This window comes from Delftia deserti (assembly GCF_042653485.1).
In the GTDB taxonomy this organism is placed as follows: domain Bacteria; phylum Pseudomonadota; class Gammaproteobacteria; order Burkholderiales; family Burkholderiaceae_C; genus Comamonas; species Comamonas acidovorans.
Map to the genome: position 1 here is coordinate 254267 of NZ_JBHSIH010000001.1, position 21242 is coordinate 275508.

22 protein-coding genes and 1 pseudogene are annotated in these 21242 nt (G+C 61.6%); 4 read left to right on the plus strand and 19 right to left on the minus strand.

The window, feature by feature from the left end:
- Positions 1-63: 63 nt before the first annotated feature.
- The 4 genes from ACFPFG_RS01215 to ACFPFG_RS01230 all read right to left on the minus strand — a co-directional run bounded on the left by ACFPFG_RS01215 (position 64) and on the right by ACFPFG_RS01230 (position 4017).
- A complete protein-coding gene (locus ACFPFG_RS01215; RefSeq protein WP_380104526.1) occupies positions 64-519 on the minus strand; it encodes a hypothetical protein in 456 nt (151 codons plus the stop codon).
- A gap of 107 nt (positions 520-626) precedes the next feature.
- Complete coding sequence (locus tag ACFPFG_RS01220) at positions 627-3140, minus strand: heavy metal translocating P-type ATPase (protein WP_380110201.1); 2514 nt, start codon at positions 3138-3140, stop codon at positions 627-629.
- 139 nt (positions 3141-3279) lie between these two features.
- Positions 3280-3585: a DUF2933 domain-containing protein gene (locus ACFPFG_RS01225; protein ID WP_380104528.1), complete on the minus strand. Its 306-nt coding sequence runs from the start codon at positions 3583-3585 to the stop codon at positions 3280-3282.
- An 84-nt stretch (positions 3586-3669) separates the two neighbouring features.
- Positions 3670-4017 carry a DUF4148 domain-containing protein gene (locus ACFPFG_RS01230; RefSeq protein ID WP_380104529.1) on the minus strand — a complete coding sequence of 116 codons (348 nt, stop codon included), beginning with the start codon at positions 4015-4017 and terminating at the stop codon, positions 3670-3672.
- A 212-nt stretch (positions 4018-4229) separates the two neighbouring features.
- Here ACFPFG_RS01230 and ACFPFG_RS01235 point away from each other — a divergent pair, with 212 nt between their 5' ends.
- Positions 4230-5525: a type II restriction endonuclease gene (locus tag ACFPFG_RS01235; protein WP_380104531.1), complete on the plus strand. Its 1296-nt coding sequence runs from the start codon at positions 4230-4232 to the stop codon at positions 5523-5525.
- An 83-nt stretch (positions 5526-5608) separates the two neighbouring features.
- Here ACFPFG_RS01235 and ACFPFG_RS01240 read toward each other — a convergent pair.
- The 5 genes and pseudogenes from ACFPFG_RS01240 to ACFPFG_RS01260 all read right to left on the minus strand — a co-directional run.
- A pseudogene (locus tag ACFPFG_RS01240) lies at positions 5609-5793 on the minus strand (copper-binding protein); the annotation flags it as partial.
- A 159-nt stretch (positions 5794-5952) separates the two neighbouring features.
- Positions 5953-6879 carry a copper homeostasis membrane protein CopD gene (gene copD, locus ACFPFG_RS01245; protein WP_380104533.1) on the minus strand — a complete coding sequence of 309 codons (927 nt, stop codon included), beginning with the start codon at positions 6877-6879 and terminating at the stop codon, positions 5953-5955.
- A gap of 4 nt (positions 6880-6883) precedes the next feature.
- Positions 6884-7270, minus strand: a complete 387-nt coding sequence (gene copC, locus ACFPFG_RS01250) for a copper homeostasis periplasmic binding protein CopC (protein WP_380104535.1) — start codon at positions 7268-7270, stop codon at positions 6884-6886.
- Positions 7271-7375: 105 nt separating this feature from the next.
- Positions 7376-8347, minus strand: a complete 972-nt coding sequence (locus tag ACFPFG_RS01255) for a copper resistance protein B (protein ID WP_380104537.1) — start codon at positions 8345-8347, stop codon at positions 7376-7378.
- Between the two features lie 25 nt (positions 8348-8372).
- Positions 8373-10289 carry a copper resistance system multicopper oxidase gene (locus ACFPFG_RS01260; RefSeq protein ID WP_380104539.1) on the minus strand — a complete coding sequence of 639 codons (1917 nt, stop codon included), beginning with the start codon at positions 10287-10289 and terminating at the stop codon, positions 8373-8375.
- A 364-nt stretch (positions 10290-10653) separates the two neighbouring features.
- On the opposite strand from ACFPFG_RS01260, the gene ACFPFG_RS01265 reads away from it, so the two are divergent.
- Both ACFPFG_RS01265 and ACFPFG_RS01270 read left to right on the plus strand, forming a co-directional pair.
- Positions 10654-11337, plus strand: a complete 684-nt coding sequence (locus tag ACFPFG_RS01265) for a heavy metal response regulator transcription factor (RefSeq protein ID WP_380104541.1) — start codon at positions 10654-10656, stop codon at positions 11335-11337.
- A 9-nt stretch (positions 11338-11346) separates the two neighbouring features.
- Positions 11347-12747, plus strand: a complete 1401-nt coding sequence (locus ACFPFG_RS01270) for a heavy metal sensor histidine kinase (protein ID WP_380110203.1) — start codon at positions 11347-11349, stop codon at positions 12745-12747.
- A 41-nt stretch (positions 12748-12788) separates the two neighbouring features.
- On the opposite strand, the gene ACFPFG_RS01275 is transcribed toward ACFPFG_RS01270, so the two are convergent.
- From ACFPFG_RS01275 to ACFPFG_RS01320, 10 genes are all read right to left on the minus strand, one after another.
- The gene (locus ACFPFG_RS01275; protein WP_380104543.1) at positions 12789-13079 is read right to left on the minus strand and encodes a heavy-metal-associated domain-containing protein; all 291 of its coding nucleotides are present in this window, start codon (positions 13077-13079) and stop codon (positions 12789-12791) included.
- 173 nt (positions 13080-13252) lie between these two features.
- Positions 13253-15238: a relaxase/mobilization nuclease domain-containing protein gene (locus ACFPFG_RS01280; protein WP_380104545.1), complete on the minus strand. Its 1986-nt coding sequence runs from the start codon at positions 15236-15238 to the stop codon at positions 13253-13255.
- A 460-nt stretch (positions 15239-15698) separates the two neighbouring features.
- Positions 15699-16298, minus strand: a complete 600-nt coding sequence (locus tag ACFPFG_RS01285) for a S26 family signal peptidase (RefSeq protein ID WP_380104547.1) — start codon at positions 16296-16298, stop codon at positions 15699-15701.
- Positions 16295-16819, minus strand: coding sequence for a DUF2840 domain-containing protein (locus ACFPFG_RS01290; RefSeq protein ID WP_380104549.1), 525 nt, complete (start codon positions 16817-16819; stop codon positions 16295-16297). Before ACFPFG_RS01290 ends, ACFPFG_RS01285 begins: the two co-directional genes overlap by 4 nt.
- Entirely contained in the window at positions 16816-17088 is a 273-nt protein-coding gene (locus tag ACFPFG_RS01295; protein ID WP_380110205.1) for a chromosome partitioning protein ParB, read from the minus strand. The genes ACFPFG_RS01290 and ACFPFG_RS01295 overlap by 4 nt, the downstream gene beginning before the upstream one ends.
- Positions 17085-17723: a ParA family partition ATPase gene (gene parA / locus ACFPFG_RS01300; protein ID WP_380104551.1), complete on the minus strand. Its 639-nt coding sequence runs from the start codon at positions 17721-17723 to the stop codon at positions 17085-17087. Before parA ends, ACFPFG_RS01295 begins: the two co-directional genes overlap by 4 nt.
- Positions 17724-17976: 253 nt before the next feature.
- Positions 17977-18822 carry a replication initiator protein A gene (locus ACFPFG_RS01305; protein ID WP_150986372.1) on the minus strand — a complete coding sequence of 282 codons (846 nt, stop codon included), beginning with the start codon at positions 18820-18822 and terminating at the stop codon, positions 17977-17979.
- A 26-nt stretch (positions 18823-18848) separates the two neighbouring features.
- Complete coding sequence (locus ACFPFG_RS01310) at positions 18849-19139, minus strand: helix-turn-helix transcriptional regulator (RefSeq protein ID WP_380104553.1); 291 nt, start codon at positions 19137-19139, stop codon at positions 18849-18851.
- Between the two features lie 83 nt (positions 19140-19222).
- Positions 19223-19984, minus strand: coding sequence for a DUF2285 domain-containing protein (locus ACFPFG_RS01315; RefSeq protein ID WP_380104555.1), 762 nt, complete (start codon positions 19982-19984; stop codon positions 19223-19225).
- A gap of 343 nt (positions 19985-20327) precedes the next feature.
- Positions 20328-20675: a DUF2958 domain-containing protein gene (locus ACFPFG_RS01320; protein ID WP_380104557.1), complete on the minus strand. Its 348-nt coding sequence runs from the start codon at positions 20673-20675 to the stop codon at positions 20328-20330.
- 214 nt (positions 20676-20889) lie between these two features.
- Between ACFPFG_RS01320 and ACFPFG_RS01325 the strand changes: the two genes are divergently transcribed.
- A complete protein-coding gene (locus tag ACFPFG_RS01325; RefSeq protein WP_380104559.1) occupies positions 20890-21183 on the plus strand; it encodes a helix-turn-helix domain-containing protein in 294 nt (97 codons plus the stop codon).
- Positions 21184-21242: the final 59 nt, after the last annotated feature.

Here is a 21242-nt window from a genome sequence, read left to right on the forward strand (position 1 = left end):
AAATTGATACTCACGAAATCGCGTGTTGGGCCGCGTCAATGCACGGCGGGCACGGACGGCGTATCAATTCCTCAGGACCTGGAGCGTGAGATAGAGGGGAGGAGCACCCGCTCGGTCGTCGGGTGGCGCGTAGGCTGCTATCGGGCCGGACGCGGGCTGTGCTTCTCGTATGACCGGAAGCAGATAAGCAATCCAGACCGCATGCGCAGCCATGGCTTGGATATCCAGACCCTGCAGCGAAGGGGTCAATAGCCCATCACTGCCGCAATGGGCACGGCATAACTGCGGTGCCTCATCGTCCATTGTCCCGGACATGGCGTGGCAGTCCGGCATGGACGGCATGCCTATCGCATCCTCCATGGCCATGCCAGCCGCCTGCATTGAAGCGACGTGTCCGGCAGAGTCCAGCTTCGGGCAGGCATACATCGCCAGCGCAACCTGCGAAAACAGCAAGGACACGACAAGGCCGCTGGCTATCCAGCGGCCCCACTTCGTGGCGATGCGTTTGAAGCAGATCATTGCAATATGCTAACCGTGCGGCAAGGGCGCCGTTTGACTTGTGTCAGCCTCGGGGAAATAGCCCGTCGCCCTATCGACTTGACATTGGCGTAGGGCCAACATTTCAATCACTTCATGGCACGCAACCGCAGCGCGTTGAAGATCACCGAGGCCGAACTCAAGCTCATCGCCAGCGCCGCGATCATTGGCGACAGCAACCACCCCGTGAACGGGTACAGCACTCCAGCGGCAATCGGCACGCCAATGCCGTTGTAGACAAAGGCAAACAGCAGGTTCTGGCGCATGTTGCGCACCGTGTCGAGAGAGACCTCGCGCGATGCCGCGATGCCGCGCAGATCGCCCTTGATGAGGGTGATCTGGCCGCTGTTCATCGCCACGTCGGTACCCGTTCCCATCGCCACCCCCACATCGGCCTTGGCCAGCGCGGGCGCGTCGTTGATGCCGTCTCCTGCCATGGCGACCACATGGCCCTCTTTCTGCAGTTGCTCCACCAGCGCCAGCTTGTCGGCGGGCTTGACTTCGCCATGCACTTCGTCGATACCCAGCTTCGCCCCGACTGCCTTGGCCGTGGTCAGTCCGTCTCCGGTCGCCATCACGATGCGCAATCCACTGGCGTGGAGAGTCCGGATGGCATCGGGCGTGCTGGCCTTGATGGGGTCGGTCACTGCCAGGATGCCTGCGAACCGGCCATCGACGGCCAAGTGCATGATGCTGGCGCCCTCGCCGCGCAAGCGCTCTCCGTCCGCCCGCAAGGCTGACACGGCCACACCTTCTTGCTCCATCAACGCCGTATTGCCCAGTGCCAGGCGCTGGCCTTCCACCGTGCCGCGCACGCCAATGCCGCTACCTGACTCGAAGTCCTCCGGCTTGGCCAGCTGCAGCCCCTGGGCCCTTGCCGCACTGACGATGGCATCCGCGAGCGGGTGTTCGCTGCCCTGATCCAGGCTGGCCGCCAGCCGCAGCACTTCATCCGGGGTGAAGCCGGGGGCGGCAATGGCGGTGTCGAACGCGGGCTTGCCCTCGGTGAGCGTGCCGGTCTTGTCCACGATCAGCGTATCCACTTCGCGCATCTTCTCGATCGCACCGGCATCGCGGAACAACACCCCTTGCTCGGCGGCGCGGCCGGTGGCCACCATCACCGACATGGGAGTGGCCAGCCCCAAGGCGCAAGGACACGCGATGATTAGCACGGCTACCGCATTGATCAGCCCGAACACCCAACTCGGCTCCGGCCCAAACCAGCCCCAGACCAGGAACGTGGCGATGGCAATCAGCACCACCACGATAACGAACTTGCCCGCCACCACATCGGCCATGCGCTGCATAGGAGCCTTGGAACGCTGGGCCGACGCCACCATCTGCACGATCTGCGACAGCATGGTTTCCGCGCCGACCTTCTCGGAGCGCATCACCAGCGCGCCGCTGGTGTTGAGCGTGGCACCGATCAGCTTGTCGCCGACGTGCTTGCTCACCGGCACGGGCTCCCCGGTCAACATGGACTCATCGACGGCGCTGCGGCCTTCGGTGACGATGCCATCGACCGGCACCTTCTCGCCCGGGCGCACGCGCAGCAGATCACCCACATGGACATGGTTGAGCGGCACATCTTCCTCGCTGCCGTCCGTGTTGATGCGGCGCGCGGTCTTCGGCGCCAGACCGAGCAATGACTTGATGGCTGCTGACGTCTGGGAGCGGGCCTTCAACTCGATGATCTGGCCCAACATGGTCAGCGAAATGATGACCACTGCAGCCTCGAAGTACACAGCCACGCGGCCCATCGACACAAAGGAACTGGGGAACACGCCCGGCGCCACCGTGGCAACGATGCTGTACACAAATGCCGCCCCCGACCCCAGGCTGATCAGCGTCCACATGTTCGGACTGCGGTGCATGATCGACTGCCAGCCCCGCACGAAGAAAGGCCAGCCCGTCCACAGCACGACCGGCAGCGACAAGGCGAACTCGACCCAGGTCTGGGTCTGCATGCTGAACCAGCCCAGTTGATGCCCGAACATGGCCAGCACCGTCACGATCAACGTGAGCGGAAGCGTCCACCAGAAGCGCCGCTGAAAATCCTTCAGTTCGCTGTTGTCTTCTTCGCCCAGCGGAATGATGGGCTCCAGCGTCATGCCGCACTTGGGGCAGTTTCCGGGGTGATCCTGTTGCACCTCGGGGTGCATGGGGCAGGTGTAAATCGTGTCTGCCGGCAAGGGGGCAGGTTTAGCGGCGGAGTCTGGGCGGACATGGCCTGCCGCGTGATGATGATGGTGATGGGCGCCGCCGTGGTTTTCCTGCGCCCTGGCTTCAGGCACCAGATCCATCTGGCACTTGGGGCAACGGCCAGGGTGATCCTGGCGTATCTCGGGGTGCATGGGGCACACGTAGAACGTGTCGGGCTGTGCGCCATTCACCGCATAGCGCACCGGATCGCTGATGAACTTGTCCCGGCAGTTCGTGCTGCAAAACTTGTATACATTGCCCCCGTGGGTAGCGTGGTGGGGCGACTGGGCAGTGACGCTCATGCCGCATACAGGGTCCTTGAGGCCCTCAGCCTTTGATGGGACCTCATTTGCAGTCGCGGGCTGGTCGATGCCACGGTGATGGTGAGTGTGGTCGTTCATTCCAACAATACCTTTATGGGTTGCATCCCATTCTTCACCTTTCCATCGTGGCAAGGTCAACCCATTTTCTGTAGAGCAAAGGGCGTGCCCATGCAACACCTGCTGCTGTCAGACAAGCTCCCACCCCAGGGCCAACGCTTCACTGCACACTGGAAGCGGTGTCTCGATTTTTCTCAATTCCCGTGGTGCCGCTTCCGTGGCCCTTGTGCATGAAGAGATGCATCAAGGGCACAATAATGCAACAGCATAAGGCACCACTGCGCCAGATGGACACGGTGTTCCGTCCAAATAAGTATCCCGCAACAATCGCCCGTGCCATTCCTCCAATTGCATAGCGGGACCGCACCATTCTGCTTGAGATGGCGCAAAAGGTAGTCAGATTGGTCTGACGAGTTGTGTGATTGTGATTCCTAATGGCCCTGGATCCAGGAAGTATTGGGAACATCGGCGATCGGCACTCAGTCACCCACCAAGCTATTCATTGATCATGGCGATCTCGTGTTCCCTGTGGTGCGTCTCTTGATGCCCATCAATTCGGGTAGTTGAAACGTAGGCGCGCCTCACGTTCCGCCGGCGATTCGCTGCGCAGCTCATTGATCACTTCGGCACGTGTTTTGCCGGGCCCCACATTGGGCACGGGAGCTGGATAGTTGCGCTCACCATAAGACAGCCGGCCTTCCCGCATGGCAGCTTCGGCCTCTGCTTGTACCTGAGCGCGGGTCTTATCGCTCTTGAAGTGTTCAGGGTGCACGATGTAGCCTCGCTCGTTGTTGGCGGGATGCTCGTATGCAGCCGAAGCCATCCCTGGCAGACCCAGAGCAGCGGCTGCGGCTGCGCTTGCGATCAAGGAAGAAATGGAAAAGCGGAATTGAGACATGATGGAAGCTCCTAGTAGAGGTCGATGAAACTTGCGTCTCCTCTGCCGTGGTCAGGCGATGAGGAGATGTGTTTATGGTAGAAACCCTTGCCTTGCAGGAGCGGGACACTGCGGTGACATTTATGTCAGCTCTGTTGCAGCCATGGCGGAACGCATGAGGTCTTTATCATTAGGATTCCATTTCTCAGGCATCCCCAGCCCTTCATTCATCCATGACGATATCGACACAGGCCGGCACTTCTGATCCAGTGCGCAATTTGCTGGAACGCTGGCGAGGCGATCCGGCTGCGACTTACCAAAGCTGGTTTCTATGGGAGGAGCGCCTGAAGAATTTCCGCTCGATCCGGCGCGGACTGCAAGCCGTGATCTCGGAGATAGAAGCCGACACCTTCGGTACGCAGTACCGCGGCTCATCGCTGGAGACGGTGGTTCACTCCATTGCCGAGCAGCGCCAAATTTTCAAGGGGGCCGATCACGCCTTCCTCTGGAAGCCCAAGCTGCGTATTCCCGATATCTACGAAAGCCGTGAGAACCAGCAGGCATTTGGCCTATTTTTGAATAGCTGCCTTTGCTGCAGCACCGACCAGTCTGTCTTGGACGCCATCCACGCATTGGATCGGCTCAAGATCAAGGGCGTGGGCCCGGCAGCCGCGAATCTGCTCTACTTCCTGCACCCGACCCGGGTACCGCCCTTCAATACGGCCATCGTCAAGGGCTATAACGCCATCACCCAAAGCAAGGTCAAGCTCGGCAGTTGGCCGGATTACCTGGTGATGCGGCAAGGCATGCAGGCGCTGATTCAGACCTACCGCGACCTGCTGTCCAATGATTTCGGAGCCATCGCCGGATTTCTCTTTGATGTGGGCAGCGGCCGCTATCCTAGCCCGCCACAGCCCGATGACCCGGAAGCGCAAGCCAGATTTGAATCCGATCTGGCCGCCGTCCGCGCTGAAAGCGCCCAGGCTGCAAAAGCGCTGTCGCTTGCAAGGGAGTCGGACCACACCCATACCGAAATTCAGAGCTGGCTGCGTGACCTTGGTCACCAATTGGGCTACTCAGTCTGGATCGCAAGCAATGACCGAAGTCGCATTCATGAGGGGACGGCACTAGGGCAGCATTGCCTTACCTGCTTGCCTGCCCATCTGGAAGCCTTGCCGTCCATTGACATGATTCGGCTGATCGATGTGCTGTGGCTTGATGGGAACGGCCAGCTTGTCGCTGCCTTTGAGGTAGAGCACAGCACCAGCATCTATTCCGGCATCGTCCGCATGCTCGACCTGGCCCTGGGCGCGCCGGAACATATGGGCAATCATTACTACTTGGTGGCGCCAGATAGCCGAGAGCAGGACGTGCGCCTTCAGTTCTCTCGTCCCGCTTTTTCAAGGGTGCAGGAGCTGAAGCTGCGCTATCTGCCTTACGGTGAATTGCGTGAGCATCGGCATGCCATCGCCCGTTTCGGCAGTGGCCTCAAAGGCATGGAGGCCATTTCCAGATTGTTGGTGCAATAAGCCCGGCAATACCCACGGTGAGCCGAGCACATGGTGCCCGGCGCATATTGATGGCATCCGTGGCTGTCTTTCCGAGTGCGTGGTCAGCGCACAGGCTGGATTTCCGTGACTACCAGCTTTCCGCCATCGCTGATCACCATGAACTTCACCTTGTCACCGGGTTTCAGATTCGTCAGCATGCTTTTGTCCTTGGCGGTGAAAACCATCGTCATGCCCGGCATATCCAGGTTCTTGATATCTCCGTGTTGATGGTGACCTTGCCGTTGTCCTGAACTGCGTGTGTTTACTGACCTCTTGCTTTGTAATGACTACCTCACTCAGAGGTCATCCAGACAGGAACCCTCGGAAGGGCTTTACCCTGCCTCAGAGAGGCTACTTCTGCTAAGCGTCGCTCCCGCGTTTGTGGTCGGTGGTTGATCTCGGCGGATCAAATTCCTTTTGGGGAAAGAATCCCTAACCACGCCACACTCGCCAGAACCAGAACTGCAAGTGTTGCTTCCATGAACAGGCTTTGGCGTAGCTTAGCGATTGCTTGTGCATGATTTCCAGAGATCAACGCTGCCTGCAGAGCAGGACTGAGCCTGAACCGATTTGCCGCCGCCAACACAAGCATTCCGAGAACCAGCATCAGCTTGCCTAACAGCAACTGACCATAGAGTGTCGAAACAAGCGGATCAAGCGAAGGCCCTGCGATCAATACGTAGTTGAGCACACCACTGATCACCAGGACGACCACGATCAGCGTCCCGACCTGAGCGAAGCCATTCGATGTACGGCTCAATATCGCTACTGTGTTCGATGCCGCACTCGCGCTGCTTGCGGCTAAGATCAAAAAGGAAAGCAAAGCTCCGACCCATGCACCTGCAGCCCAGAGGTGCGCGATGTCCGAAGTCAGGTGGATGTATCCGCGCATTCCATCGTCCGTCGCACCATGGCCAGCCCAGGCCAGAGTCGCCAGTGCCACACCGCTGGAGACGGACATGGCAACAAAGCGCACCGTTGGATTGAATTTCACCAATGCGATCAAGATGCAAAGCACAAGCGCAAGCATACGAATGCACCAAGCTAGGCCCATGTGGGTGCCGGTGATGAGCATCTCGAACACATGCGTTGATAACTCGGCATATGTTTGCGCACCGGACATTGCCTTGGCAAGGACTGTCATACTGACCACGGACAAGGCAATTCCGATTGCCGCAAATGCACCGACACTTAATCGGTAAAAGCGCGCTATTGCCAAGGATCGCTCGTCGCGGCCAAGAGCATAGACGCCAAACATGGCGACGCCAAAAGCCGCTGCCATGTCTAGATAAAGCGCAAGGCGCAATACGATGGTGAACCAATCCTCGGACATTTGCTTACTTCACCTGGAATGTGACGTTGCCGTTGATAGGATGTGTGTCAGACGACACGGCACGCCAATCGACGCGATATGTGCCTGGCTGAAGCGTCTGAGCAGGAGTAATGACCATGGTTTTTCCATCGCTAGCGCCAGAGACGCTTGCGCTGACCTTCATTGCGCCGTGATTCGGCATTCCGGGCATGCCCGTCATGGTCAAGTTCGCAGCGGAGAACTGAGGAACCAGTGTCTCCGAGAACTTCAACTCAATCGTTGCAGGCGCAGCAACCTGCGACTTATCCGCCGGTGAGGAAGAAACTAGCGAGGGATGAGCAAATGCTGCGGAAGCGAACACTGTGGCGGCGATTGGTGCGATGAACTTAGCGACCAGGTTTGAGCGGTTCATGATGACTCCTATCTAAGTGTGATGGTGGTTTGAAAATAGATGAATCTAAGTCTCTGGAGTTGGCGCCCCAAGGACGCGCCAACTAGGAAGGGGACATTGGTCAGGCTAGAACCAGAAGCGGACACCTGCCACCCAACGTGTTTGTTGCGCACGGCCACCTTCTGCGCGAACGAGATCGGCGGTACGTCCGAAACTTCCCGCACGTTCCACTCCGATATATGGAGCGAACTGACGGCTGAATTCGTAGCGCAGTCGCAGGCCAGCAGATGCTTCAGCAAGGCCCTTGCCGATATGGCGCTCTGGATCATCCTTGCCGTAAAACTGCATTTCAGCCCTGGGCTCAAGGATCAGGCGCTGAGTCAGCAATAGTTCGTAGCTTGCATTTAGGCGAAGCGCAGTTCTGCCACCACTGCCAACATAGGCTGTGGCCTCCAACTCGAACCAGTAAGGGGCTAAGCCCTGTACACCAAATGCCAGCCATTGACGGCTAGGCCCCACTCCGTTGTCTAAGCGCAGACCAAGCTGCGTATCCCAGTAGGTTGTGACCGCCCGGCCCCATAGCAGCTCGGTGCGAGACTCTTCTAGCTTTCCTTTGGTGACGTCACCTTCTGCCTTTAGAACAGCTTTGTTGTATGCGTTGCCATACCATGCTTGCAAGTCATAGGCCGTTGAATCATCACCTCTGCGTGAAAAACGGCGTTCCAGGGTCTCACCACGCAGCGAGGCAAAGGTATGCTCGTCCGCAAGCATCAAGCGTGGGACGCCAGGCACCGCGTAGTCGCCCGATCCCAAGGTCAACCCATTGGAGTACCCATGAGGGTCGCGAGCATCTGGGGGGGCGGATCCCCCTTGCATCTGCATGCTGCCGTGATCCATCGCAGGGGCACTTGCGGCGCTCTCAGTCATAGCACCATGACCGGCGTGTGGATCAGCTGCAGTTGTGGCGGGGCTTGTCGGCGTTTCCATTTGCATACCGGCTTGACCATGCGATGAATGGTCGCTTTGGGCCTGTGCCGCAATGCTCACAAGAGCAAGGACTGCAGTGGACAATGCACGAATGGGGAGTGCTTTGGACATTTTTGATCTTCCTTATGATGTTTGTTCAAGACACTACGACTTCGCGGAACATGCCAGCATCCATGTGGAACATCAGGTGGCAATGCCAAGCCCAGCGTCCGAGAGCATCTGCCGTCACCAAGAAGCTGATGCGTTGTGCAGGCTGTACTGGCAAGGTGTGTCGACGGGCAAGGAAGCGACCATCAGGGCTCTCCAGTTCACTCCACATCCCATGCAAATGCATTGGGTGAGTCATCATGGTGTCGTTGTGTAGGATGACCCGCAAACGTTCACCGTGACGGAAGTGAACAGGTGTTGATTGCCCGAACTCCAAACCATCAAGAGACCAGGAATAGCGTTCCATATTGCCGGTCAGGTGCAACTCCACCTCACGTCCAGGACCGCGCGAGTCCATTGGACCTGAAGGCGTATGCAGATCTGCCAAGGTCAGCACCCGTCTGCCGTTATTGCGCAGACCGATGCCCGGATCGTCGAGATTGGTGCGTGCCATATCGACCCGCATATCAGTGCTCGCCCCATACTCAGTGCGGGCATGGCGTGCAGTAGTGCTGGGCACAGCCAATCCTCCTGCTGACATGGCATGCTGACTATGGTCCATCGCCATACCACCATGATTCATGCCGCCCATCGCACCATGATCCATGCCGGCCATTGCCCCCGACATACCAGCCATGCCCGTCATACCCGTCATCCCAGTCATGCCAGTCATGCCAGTCATGCCAGACATTCCCGTCATCCCAGACATGCCGGTCATCTCCATGTCGGCACCGGAAGTGCCATGGCTCATGGCGCCCATCATGTCGCTCATTCCCAGCCACTCGACGGGATCGATTGCAGGTACAGGAGCCTGCAGCCCTTCGCGCACTGCTAACGTAGCGCGTGCATAGCCTGTTCGGTCCATCGACTGAGCAAAGATCGTATAGGCGTCATCACGTGGCTCGACAATCACGTCTATGGTTTCGCCAGGGCCGAATCGGAATTCATCGACAGTCACAGGCTCTACATCGACGCCGTCAACATGCACCACAGTGAGCTTCAGACCCGGAATACGTACGTCATAGAAGGTATTGCCCGCACCATTGACCATGCGCAGCCGGACACGCTCGCCCGGACGGAAAAGAGCAGTCCAATTGCCTGCTGGTGTGACGCCATTTGCGAGATAAGTCAGAGTTGCAGAAGAGAGGTCGGCTAAATCCGTTGGACTCATGCGCATCTCGTTCCACATCTTGCGCTTGTCTAATGCCGCCGACACGCCATCACGCGATGCATCACGGAAGAAGTCGAAGATCGTGGGCTGGTTGTAGTTGTAATAGTCGCCCTGAACCTTGAGTTTTGCGAAGACGCGCATGGGGTCTTCGTCAGTCCAGTCAGAGAAGAGCACGACATGGTCACGATCTGCACGGATAGTCTCAGGTCCTGCGGGATCAATGATGATCGCTCCATACATGCCAGTGAGCTCCTGCATGCCTGAATGTGAGTGATACCAGTAGGAACCGCTTTGCTGAACCTTGAAACGGTAGGTGAACGTCTCTCCAGGAGGAATGCCCGCAAAGCTGATGCCTGGAACTCCGTCCATCTGGTAGGGCAAAATAATGCCGTGCCAATGAATAGAAGTGGCCTCGCGAAGCTTGTTCGTGACGCGAATCGTCACTGTCTCACCCTCCCGCCAGCGCAGGGTTGGTGCAGGAAGCGATCCATTGATCGTTGTCGCCATGCCAGGCTTGCCCGTAAAGTTCACGGCGGACTCGGCGATCACCAGATCAAACTCGTTACCCTTCAGCACCGGAGCGGCCCCACGAACTGTTGCGCTCTGCTGCGCGAATGCCATGAGCGACTGCGTTGACAGGCCCGCCAGCACGCCCCCTGCGGCCAGCCCCTGAACGAAGCGCCGACGAGAGAACCCTTGAGTGGGAGTGACAAAAAATGGCGAACGACGCGGCATAAGGTGAAATCCTCCAGAGCTTTCAAGAAATTCGTTTTCGGCGACGCTGCCTGAAACAAGAAGCGCTCGATATGTTCAATATGCTAGGGCGCGCTGAATTTCGATGGAGTGACTCACGCATTACATTCATGTAATGCTCGCGTCATGTTCTGTGCGACTGGGGCGCCTATCCACAAAAGCGTTCGTTGCAGCCAGGAGGCTCACGCTGGTCGCCACGATTGACGACTTCCCAGAAGGGAACAACAAGGCCGTGTTGAGCCTTTCTATCGCCAGGATTTCAGGAACATTACATTTTTCTTATCTTCATGTCAGAGGGCATCAAACTCGGCACACTCTTGATCGTCCACTGCAGCGGAGCGAATACATGAGGATTTTGGTTGTTGAAGATGAGCCTAAAACAGGTGAGTACCTGCGCCAGGGACTGACCGAGGCTGGATACATTGCTGACCTCGTCCCAAATGGCTCAGACGGCTTACATCTGGCTTTGCAAGGTGAGTACTCCTTGGTGATCTTGGATGTCATGTTGCCGGGCCTCAATGGCTGGCAGGTGCTCCAGTCTCTGCGTGATCGGGGACTACATATGCCGGTCCTGTTTCTTACTGCACGGGACCATGTCGAGGATCGTGTCAAAGGACTGGAACTCGGCGCAGATGATTACCTGGTAAAGCCGTTTTCGTTCGCAGAGCTACTCGCCAGAGTTCGCATCATTCTTAGACGTGGACATCCTGCCAACGAAGGTACTACTCTGACTGTTGCAGATCTCGAGCTAGACCTGCTGCGTCGTCGCGTATCTCGCAATGGCAAACGTGTTGACCTCACAGCCAAAGAGTTTGGACTCTTAGAGTTGCTGATGCGCCGACATGGTGAAGTGCTGCCACGTTCATTGATCGCATCGCAGGTATGGGACATGAATTTCGACAGCGACACCAACGTCATTGAGGTGGCCATGCGCCGACTGCGCGTGAAGATCGACGAAGGCCATCCGGTCAAGCTCATCCAGACCGTGCGCGGCATGGGCTATGTGCTGGACGTGCCGGAGGAGGACTGAATGCAGTCCCTGCAGCGACGCCAAGGCAAGCTCTCGCTGACTCGGCGGTTGACGCTTTTCTTCACCGTGGTCGCAGCCGCGGTGGTGCTGGGGCTGGGTGGATTGTTCCTCGTCGAAACCGAGCGGCATTTCGTGGAGCTGGATCGGATGGCTTTGCAAGACAAGCGACATTTGATCGAGGAGATTCTTCGCAATGCCAGTTCGATGGACGATGCACGCTGGCGCCTGAGCGAGGCCTTGAGCTATCACCATGATCTTCGGGTTTGGATTAGAGATGCCGCAGGAAATACGCTGTTTCAATCCCCAGCCTCCGGCCTCCCTGTGCAAGGCGGTATCACGTTGCATTCCGACAGCCAGGGGACTTTTGGGGTCTGGCACCACGATGGCATTGCATTTCATTCCCTGAGCTTTGAAGCCGTTCCGGCCTATTCCCCTGCATCGGCCTTGCAGGTGTTGATCGCCGCAGATACCAAGCACCACGTCCAGTTTCTCAACGGACTTCGCAATAGCCTGTTCGTCTATGTGTTCGCCGCCATCGTTGTCTGCGGGGTGCTATCGTGGTTAGCCGCACGGCGGGGGCTGGCACCGCTGCGCGAGATGAAATCACGAGCTGCCGCCGTGACAGGCCAGCAACTGACAGAGCGCATGCCTGTGGCGGCCGTGCCCATGGAAATGGCCGACCTGGCGCAGGAGCTCAATCGCATGCTGGATCGATTGCAGGACGACTTCCAGCGCTTGACCGATTTTTCATCGGACTTGGCGCATGAGTTGCGCACGCCTATCAGCAACCTGTTGACGCAAACCCAAGTGGCGCTGGCCACTAAGCGCGATGCCGCAACCTACCGGGATATCCTGGCCTCCAATGCGGAGGAATTTCAGCGCCTGGCCCGGATGGTGTCAGACATGCTTTTTCTGGCTAAAACCGAACGCGGTGTCGATCTGCCGCGCAAGGAGCGGTTCTCTGCACGCAACGAAGCCCACGCCTTGCTGGAGTTCTACGAAGCCGTCGCTGAGGAAAAGCATGTCCAGCTCAGCCTCGAAGGCGATGGGTGCATCGACGGCGACCGTCTGATGTTCCGCCGTGCAGTGAGCAACCTGCTATCCAATGCCTTGCGCCACACGCCGGATGCGGGCAACGTCTCAATCCGCATTTCAAGTAGCGCTTCGTCCACGATGGTCGTGGTGGAAAACACGGGGCAGGACGTTGACCCTCACATCCTGCCCCGGCTATTCGACCGCTTCTACCGCGCGGACCCTTCCCGGGCCCATCCCAGTTCAGACGGCAGCGGACTGGGTTTGGCCATCACCCGCGCCATCGCCGAGGCCCACGGTGGCAGTGTCGCAGCCGCATCATCCAATGGGCGAACACGCTTTACGCTGAGTTTTCCTCTGCAAGCTGCAGAGCTGTAACTTGGCCGGTGAAGCACCCATTGAAAATGGGTGGCTATCGGCTATCCGCAGCATGAAGCACCGCGGGTGGTTGATCCGCAGCAACCGCTCTTTCCTGCATCGCCACTCATGTGGGATGCTGGTGAGGGTCGCCGGTCAATCATTTCAGGCGTGTATCCGGCTGCCTGAATAGCTCCAGCAAACTCCGCATCAGTTGCTGCGCCAGAAATCTGCACCATGCGATCACGAAGGCTGATCTCGATGCGTGCTTCGCCATCCATTGCGATGATCGCCCGCTGGATGCGTCCTGCGCAACCGCCGCACGTCATGTTGGCTACACGAAAAGCCGTCATTGAGTACTCCTTTAAAGTTATGTGCAGAGTCTCGACATTGACACCATGGGAATGTCAAGCGATTCACTCCAAAGTCTATGGGTAGGCTTCGCTGAAAACCTTCCACGATGCTCTGCAAGTGCTTCACGTTGAAGCTATGCCCATTTTGTGGGATCGCTGGCGTGGGCTGATACCTAGCCTCGGGACAGCCCAGGCCGCCGCCCAACTTCCCATGACACTCGACCACCGCGCATCGTCGCGGAGATCTGCTGCCCCAGCTGCTGCTCGATCACCGGCTTCCACGGCACCAGGCTGAACCCCATGCCGTCGTCGAGCATCGCGTAGCGCCCGCTGGCCAGCACGACGCTGCGGCGGTAGATGCCAGCCACGCGCTGAACGTCGGCCACCGGCCGATGCTCCAACCCGGTTTCAGCGGCAATGTCCTTCGCAGCCTGCACCAGCTCCCGGCCACGCAACGTGCCCAGCAGGTTGCGCGCCAGGATCACACGCTGGCCGCGTCGCTCGGCCAGCCCCTGTTCGGCCAGGAAGTCGGCCCGCTTCTGCAGCGCATCCTTGACCTCGCTGCCAAAGCCCAGGTCGCCCAGCCCCTTGCCACCGCCGATCAACTGCTGATCCAGCCAGGTCGCGCCGATCACGCGGGCCTGCCGCTCGATGGGCAGGTGCGATTTCAACTCCACGGCCACGCCGCCCAGGCGCTGCGCGTCGTACTGGCGGCCACGTTCCGGCAGATCGTCCGGCACCTTCCATAGACCTTCGGCCACGCGCTCCACAATGCCGGCGCGGCGCAGGGCTTCCAGGCGGCGAACGTGGGCCTCAACCACCTCTTGCGGGTCGCGACTGGCTTGCGCCTGACCCTGTGCAATCGCCAGGTGATGGTCAGTACGGTACAGGCCACCACTCGCAAGCGCGGCGATGTTCCGGTCGGCCGCGCGTACCTCGGCCGACCCCTTCACCTCCACCACGGCCCCGGTGGGATAGTTCGCCAGCTCGTCGCGGGCATTGAGCGCGACGTAGTGGGCCTTGCCGTCAACGCCGTCGATGACCAGATAGCCCCGGTCGCGCAGTTCGTCGGCCAGCCCTTTTGCGGCGACACGCCCGACGATGGGGCGGCCACTTCTATCCGCGTCCTGGCCCGGCTCGAACACCGCCAGCTCGCGCAACTGGCCGCTCATGGCCCGCTGCATGGTGCGGATGATGTCGCCGCGCTCTCCGAGCGCGCGCAAGGTCTGCTCCGCATCGGCATGGACGGCCCAGGTTCCAGCCTGCGCCTCGTCGGCCAAGCCCAGGCGCTGCAAGTGCTGCATACGACCGATCAGCAGCAGGCGCTGGCGTTGCAGCTTCGGTTCGTTGAAGCGCTTGATCCGCACCTGGCCATCGGCGTTCAGCTCGCGTTTCAAGGTGCAATCCAAGCTCGTCCACCGCTTCTGCTCCACCTCGCGCTGCAAGGTCTGCTGGATCTCCAGCTCGGTACGCGGCCCCAGCCATTCGGTCGCCAGTTCGGCGGCGCGATGGCGGAAGCCATCTGCGATGTAGTCGCCCGCGATGATGAGGTCTTTGCCGGTGTCGTCGCGCCCGCGCACGACGATGTGCGTGTGCGGGTTGTCGGTGTTCCAATGGTTGACGGCCACCCAATCGAGGCCCGTGCCCAGGTCAGCCTCCATGCGGCCCATGAGGTGCCGCGTGTAGGTGCGCAGGTCTTCCAGCTCGGCGCCGTCCTCGGGCGAGAGGATGAAGCGGAAATGGTGTCGGTCGTCGGCGCAGCGTTCCTTGAAGGCATCAAGGTCGGCGGCATCCGTCTGCGGCCCATAGGCTTGGCCTGGTTCGCCATCGCGGCCCACGCCATCACGCTCGATGTAGCGCAGGTGCCTGGCGAGCGACTGCGGGCTGGCCCGCTGGTGATTGACCAGCAAGGTCTTGATGGTCACGCGCCGCGACATGGGCGTGAGCTTCGCCCCTGCGAAGCGCGCCGCCGTATGCCCGCGCCCCAGGCGCGAGCCGGGCCGCTGGCCGGTGCCACGCGCCGATGCTGGACGGCGCACCGAGGACTTGCCGCCGCTGGCCTTGCCTGCCTGCTTGAGCACCTTGGAGACGAAGCCCTGGCCCCGGTTCTTCGGGGCGCTGGGGCGGATGCGGAAATCGTCATCGCTGCGGTTGCTCATGGCTTCGCTCCTTGAAAGCTGGGGCGTGCCCCGGCGTGCGAAGCACGCGGACATGCCTGCATTGGCGCGGGTCTCGCGCCACAAGCAGCACGGCGGCGAAGCCGCGCCGTGCTGCGCCAACCCCACGTGCAGACTGGCTTTGCGGGCCGACAGGTGCCGTACCCTTTTGTCTTGCCTTCCGCCTTTGCCCCTCGCTGGCGCTCCGGGCAGCGGCGGCCCGGCGGCGCTGCTGCGTGAGCAGCCAGCGCACCGGCGAACGCGCGAACAGGTGTGATTGGGGCCACAGGCCGGGCGCGTTCGAGGCAAGACGCCTGCACGTGGGAAGGCAGCGCCGGATGTCGCGCGAGGTGCAGCGCGAATGCGCTCGCACTGCACGCGCGACGACACGGCGACGGCCAGCAGAACGACACGCTCGATGGCACGATGAGATGTACGGCAACGTACAGCGAATCGGCGGCCATCATGGGCGTGTCTCCAGCCAGACCGGATGCGCGACGCCGATCACGGCGGCTGCGCTGACCGGCCCGAAATACCGACTGTCGAACGACGCCGGATTGGTCACGCTCAAGAGGAACAGTTCGCCAGGCCGAAGCTGGCGGCATTGCCGCCATGAGGGCAGCGGACGGCCCAGCCGGTCGGCAGGCAGCACGGCGGCCATCGGCACCCCGTCGATCCAGACCAGCGCATCGAACACGCACACGGCCTGCGGCGCGACGGCGCCCACGCGCTTGAGCAGCGGCACGCGTGCCGGCAGGTAGCGGCGCTGCGCGGCCAGCGCGGCGGCGTCGGGCGGCAGCATGGTCAGCACGATGCTGCCCACGGACAAGGGACGTGGCAGCGAGTCGGTGCGCTGGTGGAGCGGTTCCACGCGATACCAGCCGACCGCCACGCTGTCGGACGGGTTGTAGATCAGGAGCGGCAGCGGCTGCACAAAGGACGCCCAGGCCAGCGCAGCGAGGCCGCAGGCGGACAGGCCCGCCAGCACGAGGCGAGCACGCAGGCGTGAGTGAGGACGCGGCGGAATGCCGGTTGCACCGGCAACGGCGGATGGAAGCGTCATGACAGCGCCCTCCCGGCCAGCCAGGCGGCGTGCCGCTCGGCGGTGTATTCGGGCATCGGCAGGCGCGCAGCGAGCCGGTTGCCCAGCGTGCGCCAGTACGCGGGCGAGACTGCAACGGGTGCGATGCCCAGCGCCTCGATGGTGTCGATGCGTTCGAGCACGGCGCGCACCTGTTTCTCGCCCTCGGCGTGCAGCAGCAGGCGCGCGCCCGGCTGCACGCCGGGGATGCGCTGGGCCGTATCGAGCGGCGTGCAAGCCTGCATGACCATGAGCTGCCAGCGGATCGTGCCGTAGTCGTTGGCTTCCCATCGGATGCGGCAGAACACTGCGTTCGGCAGGAACACGGCGCTGCGTCGCCAGCGGTCGAGCTGGAGGGCGCGCGCGGGTTCACCGAAGCGCAGATAGAGCTTGAAGCGCGGTTCGATGTAGGCCAGCGCCACGCGCGTCAGCGGCGCGCTGGCTGGCTGGCCGGTGAGCGCAGCCGTAACCGCGCCAGCGGCAGGCGATGCGGATGCAGTCATGATGTTTGCTCCGGGAACTCCCGTTCCAGCAATGCGCGCAGCAGATCGGCCACCGTCACGCCCTGCGTGAAGGCCGACACCTTGATGCGCGCCCGCATGGCGGGCGTGATGTCGAGCGTGAGGCGAGCTGTGTAGAGGTCGCCCTTGCCCAGCGCATCGGCGTCGCTCTGGCGAATCCACGCCTCGGCGTGCGGATTCGCGGGCGGACGCGCGCCGATGCCGACGCGCTTAGCCGGGCGTTTGCTGCTGGGTGGCGGCTTCGCTGTCATGTCGGCCACCGCAGCAGTTCATCGACCAGCGCGGTGATTTCGCGGGCAGCGGTGCTGTCCGGCGCCGTCTCGCGTGCCAGCCGGCCAGCGGCCACGCTGTCGGCGAACACGATGCGCTGGTGCACTTCCGCGCGCAGCGCCGGAAGCGGCTGTTCGGCGAGCGCCTGGCGTGCTTCACGCCCGATCACGGTGGTGCTGACGCGCCGGTTGATGACGAAGGCCGCGCGTAGCGCAGGCCGGAACACCTGCGCCTCGCGGGTCAGCGCCACCATCTCGGCGCTGGCCCACAGGTCATAGGGGCTGGGCTGCACCGGGATCAGCACCCGTTCGGCCGCCAGCAGCGCGGAGCGCACCAGCGCTGCAATGCGCGGCGGCCCGTCGATGACAACGTGATCGGCGCGACGGGCGAGTTCTGGCGCTTCCTGATGCAGCGTTTCGCGTGCGAGGCCCACGGCGCTGAACAGCCGTGGCAAGCCTTGCTGGCTGCGCCGCTGCGTCCAGTCCAGCGCGGAGCCTTGCGGGTCGGCATCCAGCAGGATGACCGACTGCCCGCGCATCGCCAGCTCGCCAGCGATGTGGGTGGCGAGCGTGGTCTTGCCCACGCCGCCCTTCTGGTTGAGCAGCGCGACGATCATGGCCTGGCCCTCCAAGTTGGAAAGCCCGGCTGTTGCCGCTGCGTTTCTGGCCGTGCGGTGGTTGTCCACCGTGGCGCGGCGCTTCTACTACCAGTTAGACAATTTAAGTTAGGGAAGTTAGGAGAGGCCGAAACCCGCGCCAGGACTGGGTTTGTGGGCGGTTTTGTTGCCTGATAGCACGAGGATTCGTTGCCTGATAGCACGAGACTTCCGTTGCCTGATAGCACGAGCCCGTCCACAGGCTTTGCCGCAGTTATCCCCGTGCCGTGGCCGGCACGGGCCGGAACGTCAGCAGCGGCGAAGGCAGGTAGGAAACATACTCGATGCCCAGCAGATAGCCCGGCAGGGCTTGCCGGGCCACCAGCATCCGCAAGTCGGCGGCGAAGTCGTAGTACCGCGCCACGCTGCCCGATTTGCGGTACAGGTGCTGGAAATCGAACTGCCAGCCCCCTGGCTGCCGCCCGCCGTGTTTGCGCACCAGCCGGTATAGCCAGCGCTCGATGCCGCCCGTCAGCCGGAAATACGCCGGGTCGATGGTCAGCACCAGGGCGGCGTCGAGCACGCCCGCGTAGAACCAGTCGGGCAGGATCAGCTCCAGCCCCAGCGGCGTGCCGCGGGCGTCGGCCAGCTCCTTCCATTCGTTGATCCACGAGAAGCGGTGCAAACGCCTCCCGGTCGTCTCGCGGATGGAGGTGGCCACCGTCGTGGACTGCAAACGATCCAGCGCGGCCTTGAGGCGCTGGTAGTCGCGCAGCGACGTACCGCGCCCGATGAAGCGCAGGATCTCGTAGGGACGCACTTGCATCAGGCGCGACGGGCGCAGGCCCGCATCGCGCGCTTCCACGATCTGGCTGGCCGCCCAGATCAGGATGTCCGCATCCCAGATCGTGGCGATGCCATGCTCCGCCGTGCCTTCCACGCGGATCGTCACGCCGCCCGCCTGGAAGTCGATCGGCGCCGTGCGCCGCGACTTCGCCAGCGAGAAGAACGGAAAGGCCATCAAGTCCTGGCTGTCGCGCGGCGCCATGTCGCCCGGCAGGGCGCGGAACAGGTCGAGCTGTTCGCGCTCTTGCCGGACGGCCCCGGAGGGGCTGGACATGGCGATGGCCTCCCACGCGCCAGTGGTCAGCGCGCACGGCTGTCCGCCGAGTGGTGCTCGGCGTACTCGGGATCGGACGTGCTCTCAAAGCTGCGATCCGCCGCCCAGGCATCGAGGTCGGCCACGGCGTACATGACGCGCCGGCCGAACTTGCGGAACTTGGGGCCGCCGCCCAGCACGCGCTGCTTTTCCAGCGTGCGCGGGGACAGTCGCAGGTAGTCGGCGGCTTCGTCGTTGGTGAGATAACGCTGCGGTTGTGCGGCAGCGGTCGAGGCAGTGGCGGGAGCGGCGGCAGGCCGCAAGGGAGCAGGACGCATGGTGAGAACCTCCATCGGTTGCAGGGCTCCGGCTACACAGCGCAACCGGATGGAGGCAGTCTCAGAAAACGAAGCCCTCTTGCTCAGGGTCGTTTTGCACTCCCTTCAAAACGACCCTTCTCAAGCGGCGGAAGTTGTGCTAGGCGGCGATAGCCGCCGCGCATCAACGCATCGCCGCGCCGCGCCAGGCGGCGCACCTTGGAGCGCAGGCCGCCATCGGTGTACCAATCGGCCATTGCATCCGCACCGAACAGTCCTTCGCCCACCTCGCGCAGGGACGCACCTGCCAGGGTGGCGTCGAGCGCCTGCAGGGTGTGCAACTCCAGCAGCGCTGCAGGCGGCGGCCGTGGCCGCGCCATAGGCGCGGGTGTGTCGGGCGCATGGGTGGTGCCGCGACCGCGATGGACACGGGCAACGGCCATGCCGTCTTCCAGGCCGGGCGCCAGCGCGAAGCGCTGCCAGCGGCCGGGGCCGCGCGCGATCAGCGCCAGGCCCTTGCCGTCGTGGATCAGTTGCTTGTGACCGGGCATGCGCCATACATCGAACACAGCCGCATCCGGCGGCGGGTCGGCATCCGGGTAGAGCTGTACTACGGCATCGTGGCCAGGCAGCCAGGCCGGGTGCGCGTCCCGCGCATCGCGGGCTGGGTCTTCCCAAAGGCGCAGGCCCCAGCGCTGCGTGGCTGCATGTGCCGCGTGGGGCCGACGGTGGTGGCGCAGCCAGTCGAGCCGGTATTCAGGGTGTCTGCGCAGGTACTCCCAGGCCAACGCCAACATGTCCAGGCCCAGGATGTAGAGGTACGCGGCAGTGGGATACCAGTGCGCGACGTGATGAGGATTGACCATGGCGAAAACTCCTGTCGAACCGCAGGAACGCCGCCACGGGCGAGTCAGAAACGGAGCTACCGCATCCAGATCAAAAACATCATCTGCATCAACTCAAGCATGTAACATGCGGTATCAAAACCAATTGGCTCCGGTGCGTTGCGAATCTCGTCCGAAAACGACGGCCGCCTGACCAAATTGGGTCACGCGGCAAGAAACACCGTGCCCGAACCTGTAAAAAGGATCGTGACTGATTGGGTCATACCCGCCTGGGGTGGATGCAATGGTCTGAATTCAGACCCGACAGGTCTGGAATGAGATCGAAATAGTCTCAATGCGCCTCGCTTGGCCGGAGCATGGCGGTTCAATCAAGGACGGAACCGTTCTCCTGGGCCTGCCGCAAATATTCCGACAGCGGGCGAACTGCCTGGAAATACCGATCCCGCCTCACAGGCTGCTTGCGCGGCCCCACGATGGAAGCCAGGTCGGACAGCTTGATGTGGCCCAGCTCGGGCATACCGATCCCCAGGTCGATCAGGCCATAGGCCGTATCGGCATCAGCGGGATCGAGCGCGGTCAGCAACCAGATGGCGTGTGCATCCGGGGTGAACAGCCGCACGACGGGCAGCGGGTCGATGGCCTGTCCATCGGCACGGGCTTGGCCGTGGGCCAGCAACTGTCTGCGCTCGTCCTCGGTGATGAGTCGGTTCATCGGCGACCCCTTCATTGAACAAATCCTCCAAAGCGTGAAGCCGAATTTGCGGCTTCACGCCAAGGCACGGATGCGACTTTGTGGTTCTGTCCGCATCCGTAAATACGGGTTTCCGTAAAAGCACAAAGGCGCCCGGCAGTTTAAATGAACACTATAGATTGTAGCTCTATAGGGCGCAATCGGCTGTCATCTTGGATTTTGGGGAGTTCCAAGAGTGGCGGCGAAGCACACATTGTCAGAGGCGTTGAAGACCATCAGGAAGGCGCGGGGTCTGAGCCAGGAAGCCTTCTCCGACGTGTCCAGCCGCACCTATATGAGTTCGCTGGAACGCGATCTCAAAAGCCCCACCCTGAACAAACTGGCCGAGCTGTGCGAGGTCATGGAAGTCCATCCGCTCACGCTGCTGACGCTGGCCTACGCTGGCGACGACGCACGGCAGGCCGAGCAGCTTCTCGCGCAGGTGCGGCAGGAGCTGAAAGCCATGACGAAGAAAGACGATGTGCGGTAACGGGCGTCGGCCCGGCCGATCCGGCGCCAGCCGGTTCGGCGGTGTTCAAGGGGCGCCAA

Excerpts from the sequence above, each read along its gene's own strand:
- ACFPFG_RS01275 (WP_380104543.1), bottom strand. The coding sequence starts at position 13,079 with ATGACGGCTTTTCGTGTAGCCAACATGACGTGCGGCGGTTGCGCAGGA.
- ACFPFG_RS01315 (WP_380104555.1), bottom strand. The coding sequence starts at position 19,984 with ATGGTCAATCCTCATCACGTCGCGCACTGGTATCCCACTGCCGCGTAC.
- ACFPFG_RS01310 (WP_380104553.1), bottom strand. The coding sequence starts at position 19,139 with ATGCGTCCTGCTCCCTTGCGGCCTGCCGCCGCTCCCGCCACTGCCTCG.
- ACFPFG_RS01220 (WP_380110201.1), bottom strand. The coding sequence starts at position 3,140 with ATGAACGACCACACTCACCATCACCGTGGCATCGACCAGCCCGCGACT.
- ACFPFG_RS01225 (WP_380104528.1), bottom strand. The coding sequence starts at position 3,585 with ATGTTCCCAATACTTCCTGGATCCAGGGCCATTAGGAATCACAATCAC.
- parA (WP_380104551.1), bottom strand. The coding sequence starts at position 17,723 with ATGATCGTCGCGCTGCTCAACCAGAAGGGCGGCGTGGGCAAGACCACG.
- ACFPFG_RS01280 (WP_380104545.1), bottom strand. The coding sequence starts at position 15,238 with ATGAGCAACCGCAGCGATGACGATTTCCGCATCCGCCCCAGCGCCCCG.
- ACFPFG_RS01235 (WP_380104531.1), top strand. The coding sequence starts at position 4,230 with ATGACGATATCGACACAGGCCGGCACTTCTGATCCAGTGCGCAATTTG.
- ACFPFG_RS01305 (WP_150986372.1), bottom strand. The coding sequence starts at position 18,822 with ATGTCCAGCCCCTCCGGGGCCGTCCGGCAAGAGCGCGAACAGCTCGAC.
- copD (WP_380104533.1), bottom strand. The coding sequence starts at position 6,879 with ATGTCCGAGGATTGGTTCACCATCGTATTGCGCCTTGCGCTTTATCTA.
- ACFPFG_RS01290 (WP_380104549.1), bottom strand. The coding sequence starts at position 16,819 with ATGACTGCATCCGCATCGCCTGCCGCTGGCGCGGTTACGGCTGCGCTC.
- copC (WP_380104535.1), bottom strand. The coding sequence starts at position 7,270 with ATGAACCGCTCAAACCTGGTCGCTAAGTTCATCGCACCAATCGCCGCC.
- ACFPFG_RS01285 (WP_380104547.1), bottom strand. The coding sequence starts at position 16,298 with ATGACGCTTCCATCCGCCGTTGCCGGTGCAACCGGCATTCCGCCGCGT.
- ACFPFG_RS01260 (WP_380104539.1), bottom strand. The coding sequence starts at position 10,289 with ATGCCGCGTCGTTCGCCATTTTTTGTCACTCCCACTCAAGGGTTCTCT.
- ACFPFG_RS01320 (WP_380104557.1), bottom strand. The coding sequence starts at position 20,675 with ATGAACCGACTCATCACCGAGGACGAGCGCAGACAGTTGCTGGCCCAC.
- ACFPFG_RS01215 (WP_380104526.1), bottom strand. The coding sequence starts at position 519 with ATGATCTGCTTCAAACGCATCGCCACGAAGTGGGGCCGCTGGATAGCC.
- ACFPFG_RS01230 (WP_380104529.1), bottom strand. The coding sequence starts at position 4,017 with ATGTCTCAATTCCGCTTTTCCATTTCTTCCTTGATCGCAAGCGCAGCC.
- ACFPFG_RS01255 (WP_380104537.1), bottom strand. The coding sequence starts at position 8,347 with ATGTCCAAAGCACTCCCCATTCGTGCATTGTCCACTGCAGTCCTTGCT.
- ACFPFG_RS01295 (WP_380110205.1), bottom strand. The coding sequence starts at position 17,088 with ATGACAGCGAAGCCGCCACCCAGCAGCAAACGCCCGGCTAAGCGCGTC.
- ACFPFG_RS01265 (WP_380104541.1), top strand. The coding sequence starts at position 10,654 with ATGAGGATTTTGGTTGTTGAAGATGAGCCTAAAACAGGTGAGTACCTG.